The sequence below is a fragment of the Streptomyces sp. NBC_00203 genome (genome assembly GCF_045206325.1).
GTDB lineage: Bacteria > Actinomycetota > Actinomycetes > Streptomycetales > Streptomycetaceae > Streptomyces > Streptomyces lutosisoli.
Genome location: NZ_CP108126.1, coordinates 7,349,653 through 7,371,519, shown reverse-complemented (window position 1 = coordinate 7,371,519; position 21,867 = coordinate 7,349,653). Strand labels below are relative to the sequence as shown.

The 21,867-nt window shown below is 70.8% G+C and carries 16 protein-coding genes; 7 read left to right on the top strand and 9 right to left on the bottom strand.

All coding sequences use genetic code 11. From position 1 onward, the window contains the following. Positions 1-54: 54 nt before the first annotated feature. A complete protein-coding gene (locus OG975_RS33045; RefSeq protein ID WP_406332953.1) occupies positions 55-1,500 on the top strand; it encodes a maltokinase N-terminal cap-like domain-containing protein in 1,446 nt (481 codons plus the stop codon). A gap of 46 nt (positions 1,501-1,546) precedes the next feature. Continuing rightward, positions 1,547-4,018 carry a 1,4-alpha-glucan branching enzyme gene (gene glgB / locus OG975_RS33040; protein WP_406332952.1) on the top strand — a complete coding sequence of 824 codons (2,472 nt, stop codon included), beginning with the start codon at positions 1,547-1,549 and terminating at the stop codon, positions 4,016-4,018. A 394-nt stretch (positions 4,019-4,412) separates the two neighbouring features. Here the strand turns inward: glgB and OG975_RS33035 are convergent, their stop codons facing one another. The 4 genes from OG975_RS33035 to OG975_RS33020 form a co-directional block, all read right to left on the bottom strand. Further along, positions 4,413-6,701: a HelD family protein gene (locus OG975_RS33035; protein WP_406336576.1), complete on the bottom strand. Its 2,289-nt coding sequence runs from the start codon at positions 6,699-6,701 to the stop codon at positions 4,413-4,415. A 143-nt stretch (positions 6,702-6,844) separates the two neighbouring features. After that, positions 6,845-7,159, bottom strand: coding sequence for a thioredoxin family protein (locus OG975_RS33030; RefSeq protein WP_406336574.1), 315 nt, complete (start codon positions 7,157-7,159; stop codon positions 6,845-6,847). A 14-nt stretch (positions 7,160-7,173) separates the two neighbouring features. Continuing rightward, positions 7,174-7,602: a MerR family transcriptional regulator gene (locus tag OG975_RS33025; RefSeq protein WP_406332951.1), complete on the bottom strand. Its 429-nt coding sequence runs from the start codon at positions 7,600-7,602 to the stop codon at positions 7,174-7,176. 75 nt (positions 7,603-7,677) lie between these two features. Continuing rightward, entirely contained in the window at positions 7,678-8,193 is a 516-nt protein-coding gene (locus OG975_RS33020; protein ID WP_406332950.1) for an Lrp/AsnC family transcriptional regulator, read from the bottom strand. Positions 8,194-8,279: 86 nt separating this feature from the next. On the opposite strand from OG975_RS33020, the gene OG975_RS33015 reads away from it, so the two are divergent. Both OG975_RS33015 and OG975_RS33010 read left to right on the top strand, forming a co-directional pair. Further along, positions 8,280-9,182, top strand: coding sequence for an NAD-dependent epimerase/dehydratase family protein (locus OG975_RS33015; protein ID WP_406332949.1), 903 nt, complete (start codon positions 8,280-8,282; stop codon positions 9,180-9,182). Position 9,183: 1 nt separating this feature from the next. Next, complete coding sequence (locus OG975_RS33010) at positions 9,184-10,080, top strand: aldo/keto reductase (RefSeq protein WP_406332948.1); 897 nt, start codon at positions 9,184-9,186, stop codon at positions 10,078-10,080. Here OG975_RS33010 and OG975_RS33005 read toward each other — a convergent pair. From OG975_RS33005 to OG975_RS32995, 3 genes are all read right to left on the bottom strand, one after another. Then, complete coding sequence (locus OG975_RS33005; RefSeq protein ID WP_406332947.1) at positions 10,077-11,576, bottom strand: AAA family ATPase; 1,500 nt, start codon at positions 11,574-11,576, stop codon at positions 10,077-10,079. The two genes, OG975_RS33010 and OG975_RS33005, sit on opposite strands and share 4 nt — an antisense overlap. A gap of 115 nt (positions 11,577-11,691) precedes the next feature. Continuing rightward, the gene (locus OG975_RS33000; RefSeq protein ID WP_406332946.1) at positions 11,692-12,462 is read right to left on the bottom strand and encodes a DUF2127 domain-containing protein; all 771 of its coding nucleotides are present in this window, start codon (positions 12,460-12,462) and stop codon (positions 11,692-11,694) included. 109 nt (positions 12,463-12,571) lie between these two features. Then, complete coding sequence (locus OG975_RS32995) at positions 12,572-14,359, bottom strand: MFS transporter (protein ID WP_406332945.1); 1,788 nt, start codon at positions 14,357-14,359, stop codon at positions 12,572-12,574. A gap of 188 nt (positions 14,360-14,547) precedes the next feature. Between OG975_RS32995 and OG975_RS32990 the strand changes: the two genes are divergently transcribed. Further along, positions 14,548-15,156, top strand: a complete 609-nt coding sequence (locus tag OG975_RS32990; RefSeq protein ID WP_406332944.1) for a TetR/AcrR family transcriptional regulator — start codon at positions 14,548-14,550, stop codon at positions 15,154-15,156. Between the two features lie 213 nt (positions 15,157-15,369). Here OG975_RS32990 and OG975_RS32985 read toward each other — a convergent pair whose 3' ends face one another. Then, the gene (locus OG975_RS32985) at positions 15,370-16,776 is read right to left on the bottom strand and encodes a cation:dicarboxylate symporter family transporter (protein WP_406336572.1); all 1,407 of its coding nucleotides are present in this window, start codon (positions 16,774-16,776) and stop codon (positions 15,370-15,372) included. A gap of 170 nt (positions 16,777-16,946) precedes the next feature. On the opposite strand from OG975_RS32985, the gene OG975_RS32980 reads away from it, so the two are divergent. Both OG975_RS32980 and OG975_RS32975 read left to right on the top strand, forming a co-directional pair. After that, positions 16,947-18,689 (top strand): ATP-binding protein, encoded by a 1,743-nt coding sequence (locus tag OG975_RS32980; protein ID WP_406332943.1) that lies wholly within the window; start codon positions 16,947-16,949, stop codon positions 18,687-18,689. Next, positions 18,686-19,366 carry a response regulator gene (locus OG975_RS32975; protein ID WP_330307390.1) on the top strand — a complete coding sequence of 227 codons (681 nt, stop codon included), beginning with the start codon at positions 18,686-18,688 and terminating at the stop codon, positions 19,364-19,366. Before OG975_RS32980 ends, OG975_RS32975 begins: the two co-directional genes overlap by 4 nt. Before the next feature lie 9 nt (positions 19,367-19,375). Here OG975_RS32975 and OG975_RS32970 read toward each other — a convergent pair whose 3' ends face one another. Next, positions 19,376-21,778, bottom strand: coding sequence for a tetratricopeptide repeat protein (locus OG975_RS32970; RefSeq protein ID WP_406332942.1), 2,403 nt, complete (start codon positions 21,776-21,778; stop codon positions 19,376-19,378). Positions 21,779-21,867 lie beyond the last annotated feature (89 nt).

The following is a 21,867-nucleotide window of genomic DNA, read 5'->3' as shown; positions in this document are numbered from 1 at the left end:
ACTCACACCCCGACTCGCCCGGTCTCCGGGCCCCTGGGGAAAGGACGCGACGCCATGTCGGAAGCCGCAACCCCCTCTGCCACGGCCCCCGTCGCACGCCCCGAACTGCTCGCGTCCCTCGATCCACTGCTGCGGGAGTGGCTGCCCCGACAGCGCTGGTTCGCGGGCAAAGGGCGTCCGGTGACCGGATTCTCCCTGGTGGCGGCGGTGGAACTACTGCCGCCCACAGCCAAGTTGGGCCTGCTCCATCTGCTCGTACGCGTACACCAGCCGCTCACCCCCGCCCGGGGAGCCACCCCGCACCCCGGGGACTGCTACCAGCTGCTGATCGGCGTACGCGAGGTGCTGCCGCCACGGCTCGCACCCGCGCTGATCGGGCATCTGGAGGAGGGACCGCTGGCCGGCCGCACGGTGTACGAGGCGCTGTACGACCCGCGCCCCGCCGGCGTACTCCTGGAAGCCCTGCGCACCCGGGCCCGCGTCGGCGAGCTGCGCTTCGAGCGTGAGCGGCGCCGGGAGGCCGGGGAACTCCAGGAGATCCGGGAGAACCGGGAGATCCAGGAGATCCGGGGCGATCTGGTGCCACGGGTGGTGACGTCGGAGCAGTCCAACTCGTCCATCGTCTACGGAGATACGTTCATCCTGAAGCTGTTGCGCAGGATCGTGCCGGGGACCAATCCGGATCTGGAGCTTCCGCTGGTGCTGTCCCGGGAGGGCTGTATACGGGTGCCCGCCCCGGTGGCCTGGATGGTCGCGGACCTGGGCGAGGAGAAGACGTACATACTCGGTGTGCTCCAGCCCTTCGTGCAGGGCGCGTCGGACGGCTGGGAGCTGGCGCTGCGCCAACTGGCCAAGGGTGAGGACTTCACCGGCGAGGCGCGGGAACTGGGCCGTGCCACGGCCGAGGTGCACACGGCGCTGGCCGGTGCGCTGCCCACGGCCACGCTCGGCCGCGCGCAGATGGGGCAGCTCGTCGACGGCATGACCGAGCGCCTGGAGGCGGCCGCACAGGCGGTGCCCGCGCTCCGTCCCTACGCTCCCGGCCTGCGCACCGCCTTCGAGGCGCTGGCCGACCTGGCCGCCGAGGGCCACGCCTGGACCGCACAGCGCATCCACGGCGACCTGCACCTCGGCCAGTGCCTGCGCTCCCCCTCCGGGGAGTGGTCGCTCATCGATTTCGAGGGCGAGCCCTCGAAATCGCTCGCCGAACGCCGCATGGCACAGCCTCCGGCACGGGACATCGCGGGCATGCTCCGCTCCTTCGACTACGCGGCCCACTCGCAGCGCCCCCCGGTACCCGACTGGGCGGATGCGTGCCGGGCCGCGTTCTGCACCGGGTACGCCGAGGTCGCCGGCGTCGACCCGCGCACCGACCCCGTACTGCTGCACGCCTACGAGACGGACAAGGCGGTCTACGAAGTCCTGTACGAGGCCCGGCACCGCCCCGACTGGCTGCCGGTGCCGCTCGCGGCCGTACGCCGGCTCGCCGCGTCCCCCTGAACGCCCTTGCCGTTCCCGACCTCACCCTGCCGAGGAGGCCCTGCCCGTGACGCCCCGCCCCCCGTCCGACGACAGTCCGAAGAAGAACGGTGCGACTGGTGAGCCTGGTGAGTCTGGTGCGAAGAAGTCGGCCGCAGTGAAGAAGACGGCGGTGAAGAAGGCCGCCGAGGGGAAGACGACGGCCAAGAAGGCTGCTGCCGGGAAGAAGGCTGCCGCAGGGAAGAAGGCTGCCACGGGGAAGAAGGCCGTGGGTAAGAAGGCTCCGGGGAGCAAGACCACGGCGAGTAACCCTGTTCTAACCCCTGTTCTGGCTCCTGTTCCGGCCCCTGTTTTCGCCGGTGTCGACCCCGGTGACCGGGAGCGGCTGCTCAACGGCACGCATCACAATCCGCACGGGGTGCTGGGAGCCCATCCGGTGCCGGGCGGTGTGGCCTTCCGTGCCTTCCGCCCGTACGCGCTCGGGGTGACTGTCGTGACGGACGACCTGCGCGCCGAGTTGCACGACGACGGGGACGGTTTCTTCTCGGGGCTGCTGCCGCTGCGCGCGGTGCCGGAGTCGTACCGGCTGGTCGTGGCGTACGAGGACACGGAGCAGGAGACCGAGGACGCGTACCGTTTCCTGCCCGCGCTGGGCGAGTTCGATCTGCATCTGCTCGGCGAGGGCCGCCACGAGCAGTTGTGGCGTGCGCTCGGCGCGGAGCCGATGGTGCACCAGGGTGTGCCCGGAACCCGCTTCGCGGTGTGGGCCCCGAACGCACGCGGCGTGCGCCTCGCCGGCAGCTTCAACTTCTGGGACGGCACGGGATATCCGATGCGGTCGCTGGGCTCCTCCGGGGTGTGGGAGCTGTTCGTGCCCGCGATCGGCGAGGGGGAGCTCTACAAGTTCGACATCACCCGCCCGGACGGCACGCACACGCTGCGGGCCGATCCAATGGCCCGGCGCACCGAGGTGCCTCCGGCGACGTCGTCGATCGTCCACGCGTCGCACCACGAGTGGCGGGACGAGGACTGGATGACCGGGAGGGGGGTGCGGGCGGCGCACGAGGCTCCGTTCTCGGTCTACGAGGTGCATCTGGCGTCCTGGCGCCCCGGGCTGACGTATCGCCAACTGGCGGAACAACTACCGGTGTACGTAGGTGACTTGGGCTTCACCCATGTGGAGCTGATGCCGGTGGCCGAGCATCCGTTCGGCGGGTCGTGGGGCTACCAGGTGACGGGCTTCTACGCCCCGACGGCGAGGCTGGGCACCCCGGACGACTTCAAGTACCTGGTGGACGCGCTGCATCGGGCGGGCATCGGCGTCCTGATGGACTGGGTTCCGGCCCACTTCCCGCGCGACGACTGGGCGCTGGCCGAGTTCGACGGCCGACCGCTCTACGAGCACGAGGACCCGCTGCGGGCCGCGCACCCCGACTGGGGCACCTTGGAGTTCGACTACGGACGCCGCGAGGTCCGCAACTTCCTCGTCGCCAACGCCGTGTACTGGTGCGAGGAGTTCCACATCGACGGCCTGCGCGTCGACGCCGTCGCCTCCATGCTCTACCTCGACTACTCCCGCGAGCCGGGCCAATGGGTGCCCAACGAACACGGCGGCCGCGAGAACCTCGACGCGGTCGCCTTCCTCCAGGAGATGAACGCCACCGTGTACCGCCGCAACCCCGGCGTAGTCACGATCGCGGAGGAATCCACGGCCTGGGACGGCGTCACCCGGGCCACGCACCACATCGGCCCGGGCGGCTTCGGGGGTCTGGGCTTCGGGCTGAAATGGAACATGGGGTGGATGCACGACTCGCTGGACTACGTGGCCCATGACCCCATCCATCGCCAGTACCACCACAACGAGATGACGTTCTCGATGGTGTACGCCTACAGCGAGAACTACGTCCTGCCCATCTCCCACGACGAGGTCGTCCACGGCAAACGCTCACTCGTGTCGAAGATGCCCGGCGACTGGTGGCAACAACGCGCCAACACCCGCGCCTACCTGGGCTTCATGTGGGCCCACCCCGGCAAACAACTCCTCTTCATGGGACAGGAATTCGCCCAGGGCGCCGAATGGTCCGAAGCACACGGCCCCGACTGGTGGCTCCTCGACCCCGCCTACGCAGCAGAACCGGACCACCGAGGCATACGCGACCTCGTCCGCGACCTCAACACCCTCTACGCCCGCGAACCCGCCCTCTGGCAACGTGACACCGACCCCACCGGCTTCACCTGGATCGCCGGCGACGCCGCCCAGGACAACGTCTTCGCCTTCCTCCGCCACGACGCCGACGGCACCCCGCTCCTGGCGGTGTCCAACTTCTCCCCCGCGGTCCGCCACGGCTACCGCCTAGGCGTCCCGGAGGACATCCCCGCCTGGCACGAAGTCCTGAACACCGACGCCGCCCGCTACGGCGGCAGCAACGTCCTGAACCAGGACCCGGTCAAACCCGAACCCCACCCCACCCACGGCCGCCCCACCAGCATCCAACTGACCTTGCCACCGCTGTCCACCGTCTGGCTGCGGCCCGCCTGATCGTCCTTCGCCCCCGCCGCCCCTACCCGTCCCATCCCCAGGGGCTCCGCCCCTTCGACCCCGGGGTTGTGTGTCGGGTACAGGTGGGTGGGGGTTGCTCGCGCAGTTCCCCGCGCCCCTGGGGTGGGTGGGGGTGAGGGCTGTGCGTCGAGTGCGGGTGGGTGGGGGCTGGGCGCGCAGGTCCCCGCGCCCCTGAAGGCGCGGGGCTTCGCCCCGATCCCCCGCCCGCCCCGGTTCGTCGGGGGCGGGCGGTGGGAGTTGCTTTTGTCTTTTAGGGGCGCGGGGAACTGCGCGACAAGCCCCCACCGGCCCGCAGCCGACGAACAACCCCCGGGGTCGAAGGGGCGGAGCCCCTGGAGGATGGGACGGGTAGGGGCGGCGGGGGCGAAAACTCCTACGCCGGACCGGACTCCCGAAGCGAATCCGGCAGCTCACCGGTATAGAGCACACCAAGCGCCTGCGTAGCCCGAGTCAGAGCGACATACAGGTCACTCGTCCCGTACAGCGCCGGCTCGACCACCAGCACGGAGTCGAACTCCAGCCCCTTGGCCTGCCGAGGGTCGAGAAGGACGACGGCGCGGGTCAGATCGGGCTCCGATCCCGCCGTAACCCCCTCCAGCCGCACGGCCAGCGCAGCGTGCAGCGCACGAGGCGCGATCACCGCAAGCCGCCCCTCGGCGGGAGCCAGTTCGGCGACGGCCTTGGCGACGGCGCCGGGCAAGTCGTCACCCGCGGCCCGCACCCACGGCCGTACCCCCGTAGACCGCACGGACCGAGGCGGCTCAAACCCTGGCCGCTCCGCCCGCACCACCCCCGCCGCGACATCCATGATCTCGGACGGAGTCCGGTAGTTGACGGCGAGACGCGTGTGATCCCAGCGGTCCTCCACGTACGGGGAGAGGATCTCCTCCCACGATCCCACCCCCGCCGCCTCCGCGGTCTGCGCGGGATCACCCACGAGGGTCATGGAACGCGTGGGACTCCGGCGCATCAGCAGCCGCCAGGCCATGGGCGACAGTTCCTGCGCCTCGTCGACGATGATGTGGCCGAAGGCCCAGGTCCGGTCGGCGGCGGCACGCTCGGCGGCGCTGCGGTGGTCGTCCTCCTCGTGCCGCTCGGCCATCCGTTCGGCGTCGATGATGTTGTGTGCGGAGAGGACCTCGGAGTCCTCCTCGTCCTTGTCCTCGAACTCGTAGGTACGAGAGGCGTAGGAGACGTCCAGGACGCCCTGTGCGTAGGCGACCTGGGTGCGGCGCTCCTGGTCCGCCAGCGCCCTGGCCACCCGGTCGTCCTCGCCGAGCAGCTCGGCGGCCTCGTCGAGGAGCGGCACGTCCGCGGTGGTCCACTCGACGGTGACCGGACGGCGGATCGCCGCCGCGTCCTGGTCCGCGACATAGCCCTCCGGGCCGGCCAGGAAGTCGGCGACCAGCCGCTGCGGTGTCAGCCTCGGCCACAACTGGTCGATCGCGCCCCAGACTTCGGGGTTCTCGGCCAGCTCGTCACGCATCTGTGTGATGTCGCTGGCGTCGAGGAGGTTGGAGCCGTCGAAGGGGTCGGTGCCGATGCGTTCGGCGAGCATGTCGGTGAGGGTGTTGAGGATGTGACCCTCGAAGTACTCGCGCGCCACGTTGTGCGGCAGCTGGGCCTCGCGGGTGCGTTCGCGGGCGACTTGGACGAGCCCGGCGTCGAGCATCAGTATGTCCCGGTCGTGCTCGATCGCGATCACGGGGTCGGGAAGCTCCTGGCGGTCACGGACCACCGAGGCCAGTACCTCGGCCATGTCCGCGCGGCCCTTCACGGCGGCTGCCTCGGGGGTGTCGGCCGCCGTCGCCTTCACACCGGGGAACAGCTCACCGACCGTCGCGAGCAGGACGCCCGTCTCGCCGAGCGAGGGCAGCACCTCGCCGATGTAGCCGAGGAAGGCCGGGTTGGGGCCGACGATGAGGACGGCGCGCTTGGCCAGCAGTTCCCGGTACTCGTAGAGGAGGTACGCGGCCCGGTGCAGGGCGACGGCCGTCTTGCCGGTGCCGGGGCCGCCCTCCACCACCATGACACCCCGGTGCGGGGCGCGGATGATCCGGTCCTGCTCGGCCTGGATGGTCTGCACGATGTCGCTCATGCGGCCGGTGCGCGCGGAGTTGAGCGCGGCGAGCAGCACGGCGTCTCCGGTCGGGTCCTCGTGACCGGTGCGTTCGCGGTCGCCGAGGTCGAGGATCTCGTCGTGCAGATCGGTGACGTGCCGGCCGTCGGTGGTGATGTGCCGGCGGCGGCGCAGGCCCATGGGGGTGTGGCCGGTGGCCAGGTAGAAGGGGCGGGCGACCGGGGCCCGCCAGTCGATGAGGATCGGGGTGTGCTCGGTGTCGTCGGCGCGGATGCCGATCCGGCCGATGTGGTGTTTGACGCCTGTGGTGAGGTCGATGCGGCCGAAGCAGAGCGAACCGTCCACGGCGTTCAGCGCGGCGAGCAGGCCCGAGCGCTCGGCGACCAGGATGTCCCGTTCGAGGCGTGCCTGCATGGGCGTGCTGCCCTGCGCGAGCGCGTTCCCGACGGATGCCTCCGTGACACCGCGCAGGGCGTCCACGCGCGCGTACAACCCGTCGATGAATTCCTGCTCATGGCGCAATTCATCGTCGGGAAATTCTGTGTGTGAGCCCCTGTTTGACAATTCCGCTCCCGCCCGGATATACTGTGGCCAGTGAACTTCTTTGCGACTCAATCCCCTTGAAGTCGCGAACCATTGAATATACGCAAAGAAATCCCCCGAGCGCAATCGCTCAGGGGATTTTTTGTATACCGATGGAACCAATGGGTTGGGTATCGGTGAGGTCAGAGCACGTCGGACAGCTCCTCCAGCAGCCGCCGCTTGGGCCGGGCCCCCACCATCGCCTTCACGGGCTCACCGCCCTGGAACACCATGAACGTGGGCATCGACAGCACCTTGTACGCGTTCGTCGTCTCCGGGTTGGTGTCCACGTCCAGCTGGACCACCTTCAGCCGGTCGCCCTCCTCGGCGGCCAGAGCGCTGAGCACCGGCCCCATCTGCCGGCACGGCGGGCACCAGTCGGCGGTGAACTCCACCAGCACGGGCAGATCCGCCCCGATCACCTCCGTCGCGAAGTCCGCGTCCGTCACCTCGGCCACACCTGCTGCCTTGATCACCGCGTCTGCCCTCCCAGTTCGCATACGGGTTCCGGGCCGCCCGGAACCTCCGCGTCGGCCGCCAGCTCGTCCCGCGCCCGCTCCGCCCGCGCCAGCTGCTCGCCGACCATCGCGCGCACCGACACCAACTCGTCGATCAGCGCGTCGAGCTCGCCGAGCTTGCGGCGGTAGACCGCGAGCGACGCGGGGCACGAGTCGCCCTCCGGGTGCCCGGCCCGCAGACACTCCACGAAGGGCCGCGTCTCCTCCAGGTCGAACCCGAAGTCCTGCAACGTCCTGATCTGCCGCAACAGCCGCAGGTCGTCCTCGTCGTACGTCCGGTACCCGTTCTCGCCCCGCCGCACGGGAAGCAGCCCCCGCGACTCGTAGTAGCGCAGAGTCCGCGTGGTCGTCCCCGCCTGCGCCGCCAGCTCGCCGATTCGCATGCCCTGACGGTAATCCTTGACGCCGACGTCAAGGCAAGCCCGGGGGCCGGACCACCAAGGCCTGTCCCTTTCCGGTCAGGCCGGCGGCAGCAGCGGCTTCCGCTCCACCGGTGACGACAGGACGATCGAGGTCGTCGTACGGCCCAGCGCGGACGTCTGCTCCAGGACGTCCTCCAGGTGGATGGTGTCCTGGACGGCGACCTTGAGGATCCAGCAGTCCTCGCCGACGACGTGGTGGACCTCGATGATCTCGGGGCGGGCCAGCAGCTCCAGGGTCCTGGGGTGCTTCAGGGTGTAGCCGCCGTGCGGGTTGACACGGATGAAGGCCTGGAGGCCGTAGCCGAGGCGGGGCGCGGAGACGTGGGCGCCGTAGCCGGTGATGGCGCCTGCGGACTCCAGGCGGCGGACGCGTTCGGCGACGGCCGCCGGGCTCAGCCGGACGCGGCGGCCCAGCTCGCTGAGCTTGATCCGGCCGTCGCTCTGCAGCTGCTCCAGGATCTGCCGGTCCAGCGCGTCGAAGGCCACCGACGTTTCGTTGGCGGCGGCGCGCAGATGCCGTGGTTCCTTCGGTGCCTCGGCCGGATCTCCCATGACTCCCCCTTCAGAACTCCCGCGTACGTCGGGAGAATTATGACCACAAGGCCGCAGCTCATTGAATGGGATCGGGGGAGGGCGCCATGCCTGAGGTAGCTGTCATCGGCGGAAGCCGGTATTTCGGAAAACGCCTGATAGACCGGCTGATGGCCGCGGGAGACCGGGTCACCGTCATCAATCGCGGCTCGTCGGCACCGCCCGCGGGAGCAATTCACCTCATCGCCGACCGCAATGATGAGAATTCCCTGGAGAAGGCCCTGGGTTCGCGGACTTTCGATGTGGTCATCGACCAGGTCTGCTATACGCCGAGGCAGGCGGAGATCGCGCGACGGGTATTCGCGGGACGCACACGGCGGTACGTCATGACGTCCACCGTCGAGGTGTACGAGTACGAGGACTCGGCGGCCCTCGTGCGCGAGGACGCCGTGGACCCCCGTACCGTCGCCGTCGACCTCGAACTCCCCTGGGACGACCCGGACTTCCTCGACGCGCACTACGGCGAGGGCAAGCGGCAGGCCGAGGCGGTCTTCACGGCCGACCCCGCGTTCCCGTACGTGGCCGTCCGCGTCGCCCACGTCCTGGGCGGGGCCGACGACTTCACCGGCCGCCTCGACCACTACACCGACCGCATCCGCACCGGCGAACCGATCGCCGTCCCCGCCGTGAACCACCCGGCCACGTACATCCATGTCGAGGAGATCGCGGACTTCCTCGCCTGGACGGCGGGTGCCGACTTCACCGGGCCGGTGAACGCCGCCTCCCACGGGGTGCTCACCACCGAGGCGTTGTGCGAGGCCGTTGCCGTGCACGTGCCGGAAGGCAAGACGGTCTTCCAGAGCGTCGAGGTCGGGGAGGCCTCGCCGTTCTCCTTCGCCCGTTCGTACGGGATGGACAACACCCGGGCCACCAAGCTCGGTTTCGCTTTCGGCGAGGCCGGCCAATGGCTCCCCCAGGCCGTGGCCGAGACGCTCGGAAAGGACAACTGACGTGCGGTACAGGCTTCTTGGAGATCTCCGCGTCGGCGCGATCGGCCTCGGCGCGATGCCGCTGTCGATCGAGGGCCACCCGGACGAGGCGCGTGCCCTGGCCACGGTGCACGCCGCCCTCGACGCGGGCGTGACCCTCCTGGACACGGCGGACTCGTACCACCTGCCCGGCGCCGAGCCCGGCCACAACGAACAGCTCGTGGCCCGCGCCCTGGCCACGTACGGCGGTGATACCAGCGAGGTGCTGGTCGCCACGAAGGGCGGGCGCGGCAGACCTGCCGACGGCAGCTGGACGGTGACGGGTACCCCGGCCCATCTGAGGTCGGCGGCGGAGGCTTCCTTGAAGCGGCTCGGCGTGGAGGCGATCGGCCTCTACCAGCTGCACAAGCCCGACCCCGCCGTCCCCTTCGAGGACTCGGTCGGCGCCCTGCGCGAACTCCTCGACGCGGGCAAGATCCGCCTGGCCGGCATCTCCAACACCACCACCGACCAGATCCGCCAGGCCCACGCGATCCTCGGCGACCGTCTGGTCTCCGTCCAGAACCAGTACTCCCCCGAGGTACGGGACAGCGAGCCGGAGCTACGGCTCTGCGCCGAACTGGGCATCGCCTTCCTCCCGTGGAGCCCGCTGGGCGGCATCTCCCGCAGCTCCCTGGACGGTCCGTCGGGCGTGCGGCCTGGCGACCGCTTCGGCGCCTTCCACGAGGTGGCCCACGAGCGTGGCGTCAGCCCCCAACAGATCTGCCTGGCCTGGCTGTTGGCCCGGTCGCCGAACGTCATCCCGATCCCGGGCGCCAGCCGCCCGGAGACCATCCGGGACTCGGCGGGCGCCGCGGACCTGGTCCTGGACGCGGAGGAGCTGGCACGGCTGGACGCGGGGGCCGGGCCCCGGGTCTAGTCGTCGACCCCGTCCCGTGTGGTGGGAGAGTCCTCGGCGTCCCCGTCGGGGTCCCGCACGCCCAGCAGCCGGCGCGTCAACCGGTCCCGGTCGGACAGCAGCTCATCCACCGCGGCCCGGAGGTCGTCCGGCTCCGTCCGCTCGGCCTCCCGTTCGGCCGCGATCAGCACGGCCCGTCGTACGAGCTCCTTGGTGAAGGACGCCGTCGTGCCCGTCGTGCGGGCGACGATCTCGTCGGTGAGGTCCTTGCCGAGGTCGAGGGAGGCGCCGTACAGGGCGAGGAGACGGGCGCGGCCCTCGGCGTCGGGGACGGGGATCTCGACGGCGAGGTCGACGCGGCCGGGGCGTTGGACGAGGGCGGGCTCCAGCAGGTCCGCGCGGTTGGTGGTGAGCAGGAAGGCGACGTCGGCGTCGTCGCCGAGGCCGTCCATCTCGTTGAGCACCTGGAAGAGCAGGGGCTGTTCGCCGCCGCCGTAGTCGCGGGCCTCGGCGATCAGATCGCAGTCCTCCAGGACGACGAGGGCGGGCTGGAGCATACGTGCCAGGGCGCAGGCGGGGCCGATGGCGTCGATGCTCGTCCCGGCCAGCACCACGACCGTGAACTCCGGGAGGTGGGAGAGGAGATAGCGGATCGTGTGGGTCTTGCCGGTGCCGGGCGGGCCGTAGAGGAGAAGGCCGCGGCGCAGGTGCTGGCCCGCGGCGCGCAGGCGTTCGCGGCGGCGCGCCACTCCGACCACCTGGCGCTCCACGCGTTCCAGGAGACCGTCCGGCAGCACGATCTCCTCGCGGGAGAGACCGGGGCGGCGGTGGAAGCGGAACGGGCCCAGGCCGTGGCCGAAGTCGGAGCCCTCGAAGGAGAGGACCTGGCCGCGGAAGATGTTGTGCGCGCGGACCAGCGCGTCGATCTCCGCCAGCAGCCGGTCCGCGAACTCCTTCTCCCGGGCGAGGACTTCGATCTCCACCTTGTTGCGCCCGTACTCGTCCGCCGGGCCGCGCAGCAGCACCGCGAACCGCTCGTCGCCCTCCTGGCCGAGGTAGAACCCGAAGGAGACACAGGCGAGTTCCTGGTCGGGGGAGATCGGCAGATGCGCGTAGTCGACCGCGCCGATCACGAACCGGTTGTAGCGGTCGGCCGATTCGAGGATGTCGCCCAGCGTCAGGTCCCCGTGATGGGAGGAGCCGCGCATGCCGATCAGTTCGTGGGAACGCCCCTCGGCCGCGAACCAGCGCTCCACCGCCAGATGCACATTGGGCAGGTCGTACGAGGGGTACGCGGCCTTGACCACCGGCTGGTCCCCGGGCGCCGTGCCCAGGTGCGCGCGCATCCGCTCGGCGAGATTCCGGCCGTCCGCGACCTGGGGCTTGGGCCGCGCGACCGCGTCGAGGAACTGGCTGAACAACTCGCCGACCTCCTCAAGGGACAGCGGTGAGCCCTGCCCCTCGGCGGCGATCCGGGCCTTGTACTCCGCGTTGCTGATGATCTCGGTCTCGCCCATGCCCGCCTCCGCGCTGTCCGGCCGACCACTCTGGTTCCCCAGCCTGGGACCGAACACGTAGGCCGGTCAAAGTATTTGGGACGGATGTCCCCGAACGTGTGGGCGGACCGTCGGCCTACGCGTGGGCCGCGACCCCCGCCGACTCCTCCACCTCCAGCAGCGACGCGCTCTGCCGCTCCTCCTCGAACGCCTTGCGTCCGCCGCGCAGGCCGAACAGCCGCTTGGCGAGGGCGATGTAGAGCACGGCCAGGATGTTGAGGACCAGGGTGGCGATCTTCAAGTAGCTGACGTGCTCGGTGAGTTCGTAGATCTCCAGGGGCAGGAACGCGGCGGTGGCGACGACCGTGAGGTACTCCGCCCAGCGCTTGGCGTACCAGAGGCCGCCCGCCTCGACGAGTTCGATCAGGGCGTACGCCAGCAGCAGCACGGCCACCAGCATCAGGGTGTTGTGCTTGTAGCCGAAGGTCTTCTGGATGGTGCCGACCACGGGCGAGTGGTCGAGGTCGTAATGGAAGTGCCTGAAGACCGGGCGGAAGACGTCGAGATACTCGTCGAAGAGCCGGCGCACCGAGTCCTGGCTATTGCTGAACTTCCACACGGCGGCCGCCACCAGCACGATGAACACGCCGCGCACGGCCCGCTCGATCGCCAGGAAGCGCAGGATGAACAGATCGCGCAGCACCTTGCCGCGCGGCACCAGCGGAGCCTCGTCCGCCGGGCCGGAACCATGCGGGTCGCCCAGCACGAAGTCACCGCAGCGCAGACAGCGCCACGCCTCGCCCAGGCTCGTCCCGGCACGCAGCCGCGCCCGCAGCTCCGACTCGTTCGGCGCGTACGTCACATGCCCGCGCCGCGCACACGTGCGCCGGTCCCAGTCGATCTTCATGCTCCCGTGTCCTCCGCAGAACGTGCCGTGCCGTGCCGGTCAGTCCGGCACGGCACGGTAGTGCATGTTCTACGAGACGGTGGGCCGAGGGTCGCGGTTCCGGGGTCGGTCAGCGCGTGGCGCTGCCCGCGGGTTCGGACTCTTCGGCTACCGGGGCTACCGGGGCGTCCGGCGCGTCGGCCTCGGGCACGGTCTTGACCTCAACCTCGGCCTCAACCTCGACCAGCACCTCCGCCTCGGCCTCCGCTTCGGCTTCCGGCTCCGCCTCCGCCTCCGCCGTACGGCCGTTCCGCGGCAGCAGCACAGCCACCAGCACCGTCCCCACCCCGAGGATCACCGCACCGATGAGGCTGGTGTGCGCGACCGCGTCCGCGAAGGACGAGCCGACCGCGTCGGCCATCTGGTGGGCGCCGTGGGCGAGTTGGTCGGCCTGCGCCTTCAACTGCGCGGCCTTCTCCACATCCCCCGTCTGCGCGGCCTGCCCGGCGAGCTGCTGGGCCTTGTCGCCGATGCCCTGGGCGACCGCGTACCCCGCGCCCACCGAGTCCTGCGCCGTGGACAGGGCACCCGCCGGAAGCTTGCTGCCCGCGGTCGCGTCCGAGAGGTGCGAGGAGTACGAACTCGCCAGCACCGAACCGAGGATGGCGATGCCGAGCGAGCCGCCGAGCTCCAGGGAGGTGTCGTTCACCGCGCCGCCGACGCCCAGCTCGGACTCGGGGAACGCGCCCATGATGGCGTCCGTGCAGGGCGACAGCGCGAGCCCGATCGCGAGGCCCAGGATGGCCAGGGGCAGGACGAAATCGCCGTACGACGATGAAGCGTCCACCTGGGTGAGCAGTGCGAGCGCCGCCGTGCCGCCGACCATGCCCGCGGTGACCGTGATCTTCATGCCGATGCGCGGGGTGAGGTAGCCGGTGAGCGCCGAGCCGACGAAGACGGCCCCGGCGAGCGGCAGCATGCGCACTCCGGTGTCCAACGCGTCGTATCCAAGGACGAATTGGAGGTGCTGGGTGAGGTAGTAGAAGGCGCCGAAGACAGCCAGGAAGAACAGCGCGACGGCGAGGTTGGAGCCGGCGAAGCGGCGGTTCGCGAAACGGCGTACGTCGATGACCGGGCGGGGGTGGCGCAGCTCCCACACCACGAAGAGCGCGAGGCCGACTCCCGCGACGACCGCGGCGGTCACGGCCTTGACGCCCCAGCCGAAGTGCGGCCCTTCGATGATCATGTAGACCAGCGAGCCGATCCAGACCACGGACAGCAGACCGCCCACGTAATCGATGCGGTGCTGGTGCCCGGCCTTGGACGGCGGTACGAGCACGAGGGCGCCGATGATCGCGAGCGCGGCGATGGGCACGTTGATCAGGAACGTGGAAGACCAGCCGTGGTGCTCCAGGAGCAGGCCCGCGACCAGCGGACCGGCGGCGATGGCGAGTCCGGCGGTGGCGGTCCACAGCACGATCGCCTTGGCCCGCTCCGCGCGCGGGAAGGTCGCGGCGAGCAGGGAGAGCGTGGCGGGCATGATCAGCGCGGCGCCGACGCCCATGACGGCACGGGCCGCGATCACCCCCGTGGAACTGCCGACGAGCGAGCCCGCGACGGCGCCTCCCCCGAAGACCACGAGTCCCAGAATGAGCGCCCCGCGCCGGCTGTACTTGTCGCCGATGGCGCCGAGCAGCAGCATCAGCGCGGCGTACGGGACGGTGTAGCCGTCGATGACCCACTGGAGGTCGGCGCTGGACAGGCCCAGGTCCTGGGTCATGTCCGGGGCCGCGACCGTGAGGGCGGTGTTCGCCATCACGATGATCAGCAGGCTCAGACAGAGGACCAGCAGCGCCCACCAGCGCCGGGCATAGGGCCGGTCCATCCTCTCGACCGGTTCGTTCATGACGAGACGCATGGCTACGGTCGCCCTTCTTCATTCGACGTGTACGGCGGTCGGCGGCCCACACAAGGACTTGCACAGTGGCGTGCAATTGCTCAACCCTGTGCAATGTACGTCGTTGCACAGTGCTGTGCAAATGGAGAGGGTGGAGGCCATGTGGACGGTCGACCGTCCGTCGGCGAAAGGCGGGCAGAATGGCAGCCATGACCACGGGTAACGCCAGCCGCGCGGATGTGAACCGCCGCCGCATCCTCGATGTCGCACTCGCCGAGCTGCTGCGCGACCCCGACGCGTCCATGGACCAGATCGCACGGGCCGCGGGCGTCGTACGGCGCACGGTGTACGGGCACTTCCAGAACCGCGAGGCCCTGGTCGGCGCCCTGACCGACGAGGCGGTCGAAACGGTGGCTGCGGCGCACGCGGCGGGCCGCGAGGGCGTCGAGGACCCGGCGGAGTCACTCGCCCGCTCGACCCTGGCCATCTGGGAGATCGCCGACCGCTACCGGCTGCTGGTCGCGCTCGCGCAGCGCAGTGTCACCATGCAGGGCATCCGCGACCGCCTCGCGCCGGTCCGCGAGGCCTGCGCGGAGATCCTCCGGCGCGGCCTGGAGCAGGGCGTGTTCGAGTCCCCGCTGCCGCCGCGCGCCCTGGCGTACGTACACGAGCAGTCGCTGTTCGCCCTCATGGACGCGGTGAACGACGGCCTGCTGGCAGCGGAAGAGGCGGGCCGCTCCGCCGCGGTCACCATGCTGACCACGGCGGGCGTACCCGCCTCTCGTGCCACCGAGTTGGTGGCGAAGCTGAGCGATTGAGCTTCCTCAGCTGGTTCTTGAGCTAGTTCTTGAGCTGCTTCTTCAGCCGCTTCTTCAGCTGCTTCTTCAGTGATGCACCGAGCGGCCAGGCCTACGGGGGAGTGACCCGGCCGCTCGGCGTCTTGGGGGGCGCGCCCCGTTCAGGGAGGCGCGCCCGGTCAAGGGGGGGGTGCCCCGTAAGGGGCGCGGGGCTTCGAAGGGAGGGCGACGCGCTTAGGCCTTGGCGAGTTCCTTCTCGCCACCCTGCTCAGGAACTTCCGCGACGACGTCCTCGTCATGGTCGTCCAGCAGCGTCTTCTCGTCGAAGGGCAGCTCACCGGCGAGAACCCGGTTCACCCGGTCCTTGTCGATCTCCTTCGTCCACGTGCCGATCAGGACCGTCGCCACCGCGTTGCCCGCGAAGTTCGTCAGGGCGCGCGCCTCGCTCATGAAGCGGTCGATGCCGACGATGAGGCCGACGCCGTCCACCAGGGCGGGCTTGTGCGACTGGAGGCCACCGGCCAGGGTCGCGAGACCCGCGCCGCTGACACCCGCCGCGCCCTTCGAGGCGAGGAGGAGGAAGAGGAGGAGCGGGATCTGCTCCCCGACCGACATCGGGGTGCCCATCGCGTCGGCGATGTAGAGCGACGCCATGGTCATGTAGATCATGGTGCCGTCGAGGTTGAAGGAGTAGCCGGTCGGGACGGTGATGCCGACCACCGGCTTGCTCACGCCCAGGTGCTCCATCTTCGCGATGAGCCGCGGAAGGGCGGACTCGGAGGAGGAGGTGGACAGGATCAGCAGGAACTCACGGCCCAGGTACTTGAAGAACGTGAGGATGTTCAGGCCCGTGACCACGCGCAGCAGCGTGCCGAGGACGATGAAGACGAAGAGGAAGCAGGTGACGTAGAAGCCCAGCATCAGCACGGCGAGGCTCTTGAGCGCGTCCAGACCCGCGGAGCCGGTGACGGCCGCGATGGCGCCGAAGGCACCGATGGGGGCCGCCCACATCACCATGCCGAGGATGCGGAAGACGAGCCGCTGGATGTGCTCGACACCGCGCAGGACCGGCTGGCCGGCCGAGCCCATCGCCTGAAGGGCGAATCCGGCGAGGAGGGCGACGAGGAGGGTCTGCAGGACCTGGCCCTGGGTGAAGGCGGAGACGAAGGTGGTGGGGATGATCGAGAGCACGAAGTCGACCGGCGGCAGCGCCTCGGGCGACACCTGGTCGTGGCCCGTCTGCTTGATCGCGTCCGTCAGCGCGAGGCCCTCGCCCGGGTGCAGGATGTTGCCGACCACCAGACCGATGGTGAGCGCGACCAGGGACATCGCCAGGAAGTAGCCGAGCGCCAGACCGCCGACTGCACCGACCTTGGTGGCCTTCCGTACCGAGCCGATGCCCAGCACGATCGTGCAGAAGATGATCGGCGAGATCATCATCTTGATCAGGTTCACGAAGCCCGTACCGAGCGGCTTGAGCTCGACCGCGAAGTCGGGGGCGATCAGGCCCACGGCGATGCCGAGGATCACGGCGCCGATCACGGCGATGTACAGGTAGTGGGTGCGGTCCCGCTTCACAGCGGGCGCGGCAGGTGCCGTTGTACTGGCCACGGCTGCCCTCCTTGACGACGTCGTCGGCATCATCCGGCGTGCGGCTCACGACCGGCGGAAACCCGGAGTGCGGCTCACGTCCGGGGGGATCCGGGAGGCGTGGACTCCCGGGGGATGCGGTGACTATCTCCCGGCCTGTGAGGGCGGTCACCCTTCCGTTCATTTAGTTCACACTTATATGGAGAGGCAGACTGAACGACATGCGCCTTCCCCGCGTCCCGCGACCCCGCAGCCTGGCCGGCCAGCTCTTCGGCATGCAGGCCGTGCTGATCGCGGTGCTCGTCGCCGGGTACGCGCTCTTCACCTACGTCAGCGACCGCGGCCAGGCCGAGGACGCGGCGGGCCGGCAGGCCACAGCCGTCGCCCGTTCGGTCGCGGACGCCCCCTCGGTGCACGACGCGATCCGCACCGCGAAGCCCACGAAGACCCTCCAGCCGTACGCCCTCCAGGTGCAGAAGGACACCGGCGTGGACTTCGTGACGATCATGAACCCGCAGGGCATCCGCTGGACCCACCCCGACAAGACGCTGATAGGCAAGCACTTCCTCGGCCACATCGGCCCGGCCCTGGAGGGCAAGACCTTCACGGAGACGTACACGGGCTCCCTCGGCGCGTCCGTACGCGCCGTCACCCCGGTCTACGACAACGGCCACATCGTCGGCCTGGTCAGCGCGGGCATCAAGGTCGAGGCGATCACCAAACGCGTCCAGGAGCAGGTGTCGGCCCTCGTCGGGGTCGCGGCGGGCGCCCTGGCGCTGGGCGGCATCGGCACCTACGTCATCAACGCCCGGCTGCGCCGCTCCACGCACGGCCTGAACGCGGCCGAGCTCAGCCGTATGCACGACTACCACCAGGCCGCGCTGCACGCCGTGCGCGAGGGGCTGCTGATGCTGGACGGGCAGTTCCGGGTGGCGCTGATGAACGACGGCGGGCGGGAACTGCTCGGCGTGACGGACGACGTGGTCGGCCGCTCGGTGGCCGAACTCGGGCTGCCCGCACCGCTGACGGGCGCGCTGCTGTCGGCGGAGCCCCGGGTCGACGAGGTGCACCTCACCGCGTCGCGCGTCCTGGTCGTCAACACCTCACCGGTGACCGGCGGCGAACGCAGAGGCACGGTGGTGACCCTGCGCGACGTCACCGAACTCCAGTCCCTGATGGGCGAGTTGGACTCGGAACGAGGCTTCACCCAGGCGCTGCGCTCGCAGGCCCACGAGGCCGCGAACCGCCTGCACACGGTGGTGTCCCTCATCGAGCTGGGCCGCGCCGAGGAAGCCGTCGACTTCGCCACGGCGGAGCTGGAGCTGGCGCAGACCCTCACCGACCAGGTGATCTCGGCGGTCAGCGAACCGGTCCTCGCGGCGCTGCTGCTCGGCAAGGCCGCGCAGGCGAACGAGCGGGGCGTGGAGCTGGTGGTGTCCGACGACAGCGCCATCGACGACGGGCTCCTCCCCGAGAGCCTTCCGGCCCGCGACCTGGTCACCGTCCTCGGCAACCTGATCGACAACGCGGTGGACGCGGCGCAGGGCACGGTGCGCGCGCGGGTCACGGTGACGGCGTTCACCGACGAGTCCGTCCTGGTACTGCGGGTCGCCGACACCGGCGCCGGGGTGGACCCGGCCCACGCCGAGCAGGTCTTCCAGCGCGGCTGGTCCACAAAACCGGCGGGACCCGGCGGTCGCGGCCTGGGCCTCGCCCTCGCCCGGCAGGCGGTGAGGCGCCACGAGGGCACGCTGACCGTACGGGAGGCGACCGGCGGCGGGGCGGAGTTCGAGGTACGGCTGCCGTTGCCTACGGTGTCCTCGGCACCGGCCACGACACCGGCCTCCGCGTCGACCTCCGCGTCGGGCGCGGCGGGGGACGCTGTCGCCGAGCCCGAGCCCACCCCGACCGAGCCGGCCCCGCCCAAGCCTGCCCAGCACGCCTTGCCTGGAGGCGACGTATGACCGATCCCATCCGCGTACTCGTCGTCGAGGACGACCCGGTCGCCGCCGACGCGCACGTCATGTACGTCGGCCGGGTGCCCGGCTTCACGGCGGTCGGCAAGGCCCACACGGGAGCGGAGGCGCGCCGCGCCCTGGACCGTACGCCCGTGGACCTGCTGCTGCTCGACCTGCACCTGCCCGACGTGCACGGGCTCCAGCTCGCCCGCTCCCTGCGCGCCGCCGGGTATCACGCGGACGTGATCGCGGTGACGTCCGCGCGGGACCTGGCGGTCGTACGGGAGGGGGTCTCGCTCGGGGTCGTCCAGTACGTGCTGAAGCCGTTCACCTTCGCCACGTTGCGGGACCGGCTGGTGCGGTACGCCGAGTTCCACGCCTCGGTGGGCGAGGCGAGCGGGCAGGACGAGGTGGATCGGGCGCTGGCGACCTTGCGCGCTCCGGGACCGGCCGCCCTGCCGAAGGGCCTGAGCGCGCCGACCCTGGAACGGGTCACCGTCGCCCTGCGGGACTGTGCGGAGGGCCTCACGGCGGCGGGGGTCGCCGAGGCGGTCGGCATCTCGCGGATCACGGCGCGGCGGTATCTGGAGCATCTGGTGGAGTCGGGGCGGGCGGCTCGGGCTCCGCAGTATGGGCAGGTAGGGAGGCCCGAGTTGCAGTATCGGTGGGTTCGGGGGGTTTGAGCGCGGGTGTTAGGTGGGCGTGGGGGTGTCTGGTGGGGGGTCGTTGAGTTCGGCGGCCCGGGCGCGGGCTTCGGTGGCTCGGTCGGGGGCGTCGGCGCGGGTGAAGGCGTCGGCGGCCCGGAGCCAGTGGGCGCGGGCCTCGGCCGGGCGGCGGGTGTCCTCGTGCGCGAGCGCCAGGTTTACGAGGACCCGGCCCGCGTTGTACCAGTCCTCAAAATCCTCCAAGGTCTCCCGGGCCTTGCCGAACGCCTCGATTGCCTCCCCTGTCCAGCCCACCTCATACAGGGCGTTGCCGAGGTTGATCCAAGCAACGGCCTCCCGGTGGCGGTCCTCCGCGGCCTGGTAGAGGGCGCGGGAGTGGGTGTGGGCCTCGATCGCCTCCCCCACCCGGCCCACCTCCCGCAGGGCGAGGCCGAGGTTGTTCCAAGCACTGGCCTCCCCGTGGCGGTCCTCGGCGGCCTGGTGCAGGTCGCGGGCGCGGGTGTGGGCCTCGATCGCCTCCCCCGTGCGGCCCGCCCCCCGCAGGGCGCCGCCGAGGTTGTTCCACGCCATGGCCTCCAGGCGGCGGTCCTCGACGGCCTGGTACAGGTCACGGGCGCGGGTGTGGGCCTCGATCGCCTCCCCCGCCCGGCCCACCTCACGCAGGGCGCTGCCGAGGTAGCTCCACGCGCCAGCCTCGCCGAGCCTGTTCCCGGCGCGGTGGGTGGCCTGCTGGGCGATACGGGAGATGGTGATCAAGTCGTCGAAGTACCGCCGCCAGTCCAGGTACTGCGCCAGGCACGCGGACAGTCCCACCGCCACCTCCGCGTGCCGCTCCTCCCGCGCCCACTGCGCCGCCGCAACCAGCCCCGCCCGCTCCCCGTCAAGCCACGCCAGCGCCCGCCCCCGATCGTGGAACCGCTCCGGCTCCGGCATCCCCGGCAGCCACCGCAACCGGTCATCAGCCGCAACCGCCCACCGGAAGTAGTACTCCAGCACCCGCTCCCGCGCCGCCTCCCCCTCCCCACTCAACCTCACATCCCCCGCCACCACACCCGCCCCATACGCCCGCACCAGGTCATGCAACCGCCACCGTCCTCGCCCGCTCCCCCGCTCGACGAGGTGGGCCCGGGCCAGTGCCTTCAGGTCTCGTGCCGGAGGGGCATCGGCCCCGATCAGCGCGGCGACGACCTCGTCGCTGGCCTCCGGCCCCGGAGCGAGGGCGAGCAGGCGCAGCAGACGGGCCCGGCCGGGTGGCAGACGGCGGTAGGAGAGGTCGAAGGCGGCGCGGACGCTGCGGTCGCCGTCGTCGAGGTGGGCGAGACGGTCGTGGGACACGGCGAGTTCGTCGACGAGTTCCGTGACCGGCTTCTCCGGGTCCTCCGCCAGCAGCGCGGCCGCGATCTGCAAGGCCAACGGCAAGTGCCCGCAGAGGGCCGCGAGTCGCTCGGCCGCTGTGGCGTCATCCGTGACACGACTGTCGTCGGGGTCGGCGATCCGCAGGGCGAGGTCGAGGAGTTCATACGCGGCCTTGGGCGTGAGCTGGTCCAAGGGGACTAGCCGGGCGCCCAGTTGGGGCAATCGGTCGCGGGACGTGACCAGGACGCGGTGCCGGGCGTCACCCGGTAGCAGAGGGCGCACCTGGTCCGGCGACGAAGCGTTGTCGGCCAGGACCAGCACCGCTCCGTCCTTCCTCGCGCGCTCGGCGAGTACCGAGCGGTAGAGAGCCACACGGTCGTCCATCATGGCGGGGATGTGTTCCGGCGGGACCCCAAGGGCCCGGAGCAGGGACTGGAGGGCTTGGTCGGCGGTGACGGGGTCCTCGTCATAGCCGTGCAGGTCCACGAAGAGCGTCCCGCCCGGGAACCAGTCCCTCTCGCAAGCCAGGTACGCGCTTTGGACGGCGAGCGCGGTCTTCCCGATGCCGCCGAGTCCGGACACGGCGGCGACGAGGACCGTCGTGCAGTCCGGCGACCGGGGTACGGCCGGGTCCAGTGCGCGCAGCAGCGCAGCCGTCTCATCGTCCCGGCCTGTGAAGCCGCCGGGCCGGGGTGGAAGGGAGGCCATGGCCTCGGGCGCGGCGGCACCGGTCACCTGGACATTGATCTGTAAGCCGATCACCTCACGCAGGAACAACCCGCCCCGGAAGTCGGTGTGATCGCCGCGGTACCAGGTGCCGCTGCCCGGCGTGTGCCGCTCCATCGCCGCCACGACGGCACGGGCCACCGTCGGATCGGCGGCGAGCAGCTCCGCCACCTTGTCGCCCCAGGCCCGCACCGCGTCCCGCCGCGAGGGATGGCCCACCGCTGCGGCGAGCGCCTCCGCGGACGCGCCCGCGCCCTGCGCCACAGCCACCGCCAGGTCCTCGACCGCCCGGCGCCCGGCCTCCCCGCCCGCGCCCTCGGCCAAGGCCGCCAGCAACGCCACGTTCATGTGCTCGTCCCGCCCGTCCCGCCCGTCCCACCCGTACCGCCCGTACCGGTCCGCACTGCCGACCCGCTCGGGGCCGATAGTGCGTCAAC

Coding starts and splice junctions, on each gene's coding strand:
- OG975_RS32975 (WP_330307390.1), top strand. CDS start 18,686: ATGACCGATCCCATCCGCGTACTCGTCGTCGAGGACGACCCGGTCGCC.
- OG975_RS33015 (WP_406332949.1), top strand. CDS start 8,280: ATGCCTGAGGTAGCTGTCATCGGCGGAAGCCGGTATTTCGGAAAACGC.
- OG975_RS33045 (WP_406332953.1), top strand. CDS start 55: ATGTCGGAAGCCGCAACCCCCTCTGCCACGGCCCCCGTCGCACGCCCC.
- OG975_RS32990 (WP_406332944.1), top strand. CDS start 14,548: ATGACCACGGGTAACGCCAGCCGCGCGGATGTGAACCGCCGCCGCATC.
- OG975_RS32980 (WP_406332943.1), top strand. CDS start 16,947: ATGCGCCTTCCCCGCGTCCCGCGACCCCGCAGCCTGGCCGGCCAGCTC.
- OG975_RS33000 (WP_406332946.1), bottom strand. CDS start 12,462: ATGAAGATCGACTGGGACCGGCGCACGTGTGCGCGGCGCGGGCATGTG.
- OG975_RS32995 (WP_406332945.1), bottom strand. CDS start 14,359: ATGCGTCTCGTCATGAACGAACCGGTCGAGAGGATGGACCGGCCCTAT.
- OG975_RS33025 (WP_406332951.1), bottom strand. CDS start 7,602: ATGCGAATCGGCGAGCTGGCGGCGCAGGCGGGGACGACCACGCGGACT.
- OG975_RS32970 (WP_406332942.1), bottom strand. CDS start 21,778: ATGAACGTGGCGTTGCTGGCGGCCTTGGCCGAGGGCGCGGGCGGGGAG.
- OG975_RS33020 (WP_406332950.1), bottom strand. CDS start 8,193: ATGGGAGATCCGGCCGAGGCACCGAAGGAACCACGGCATCTGCGCGCC.
- OG975_RS32985 (WP_406336572.1), bottom strand. CDS start 16,776: ATGCCGACGACGTCGTCAAGGAGGGCAGCCGTGGCCAGTACAACGGCA.
- OG975_RS33005 (WP_406332947.1), bottom strand. CDS start 11,576: ATGGGCGAGACCGAGATCATCAGCAACGCGGAGTACAAGGCCCGGATC.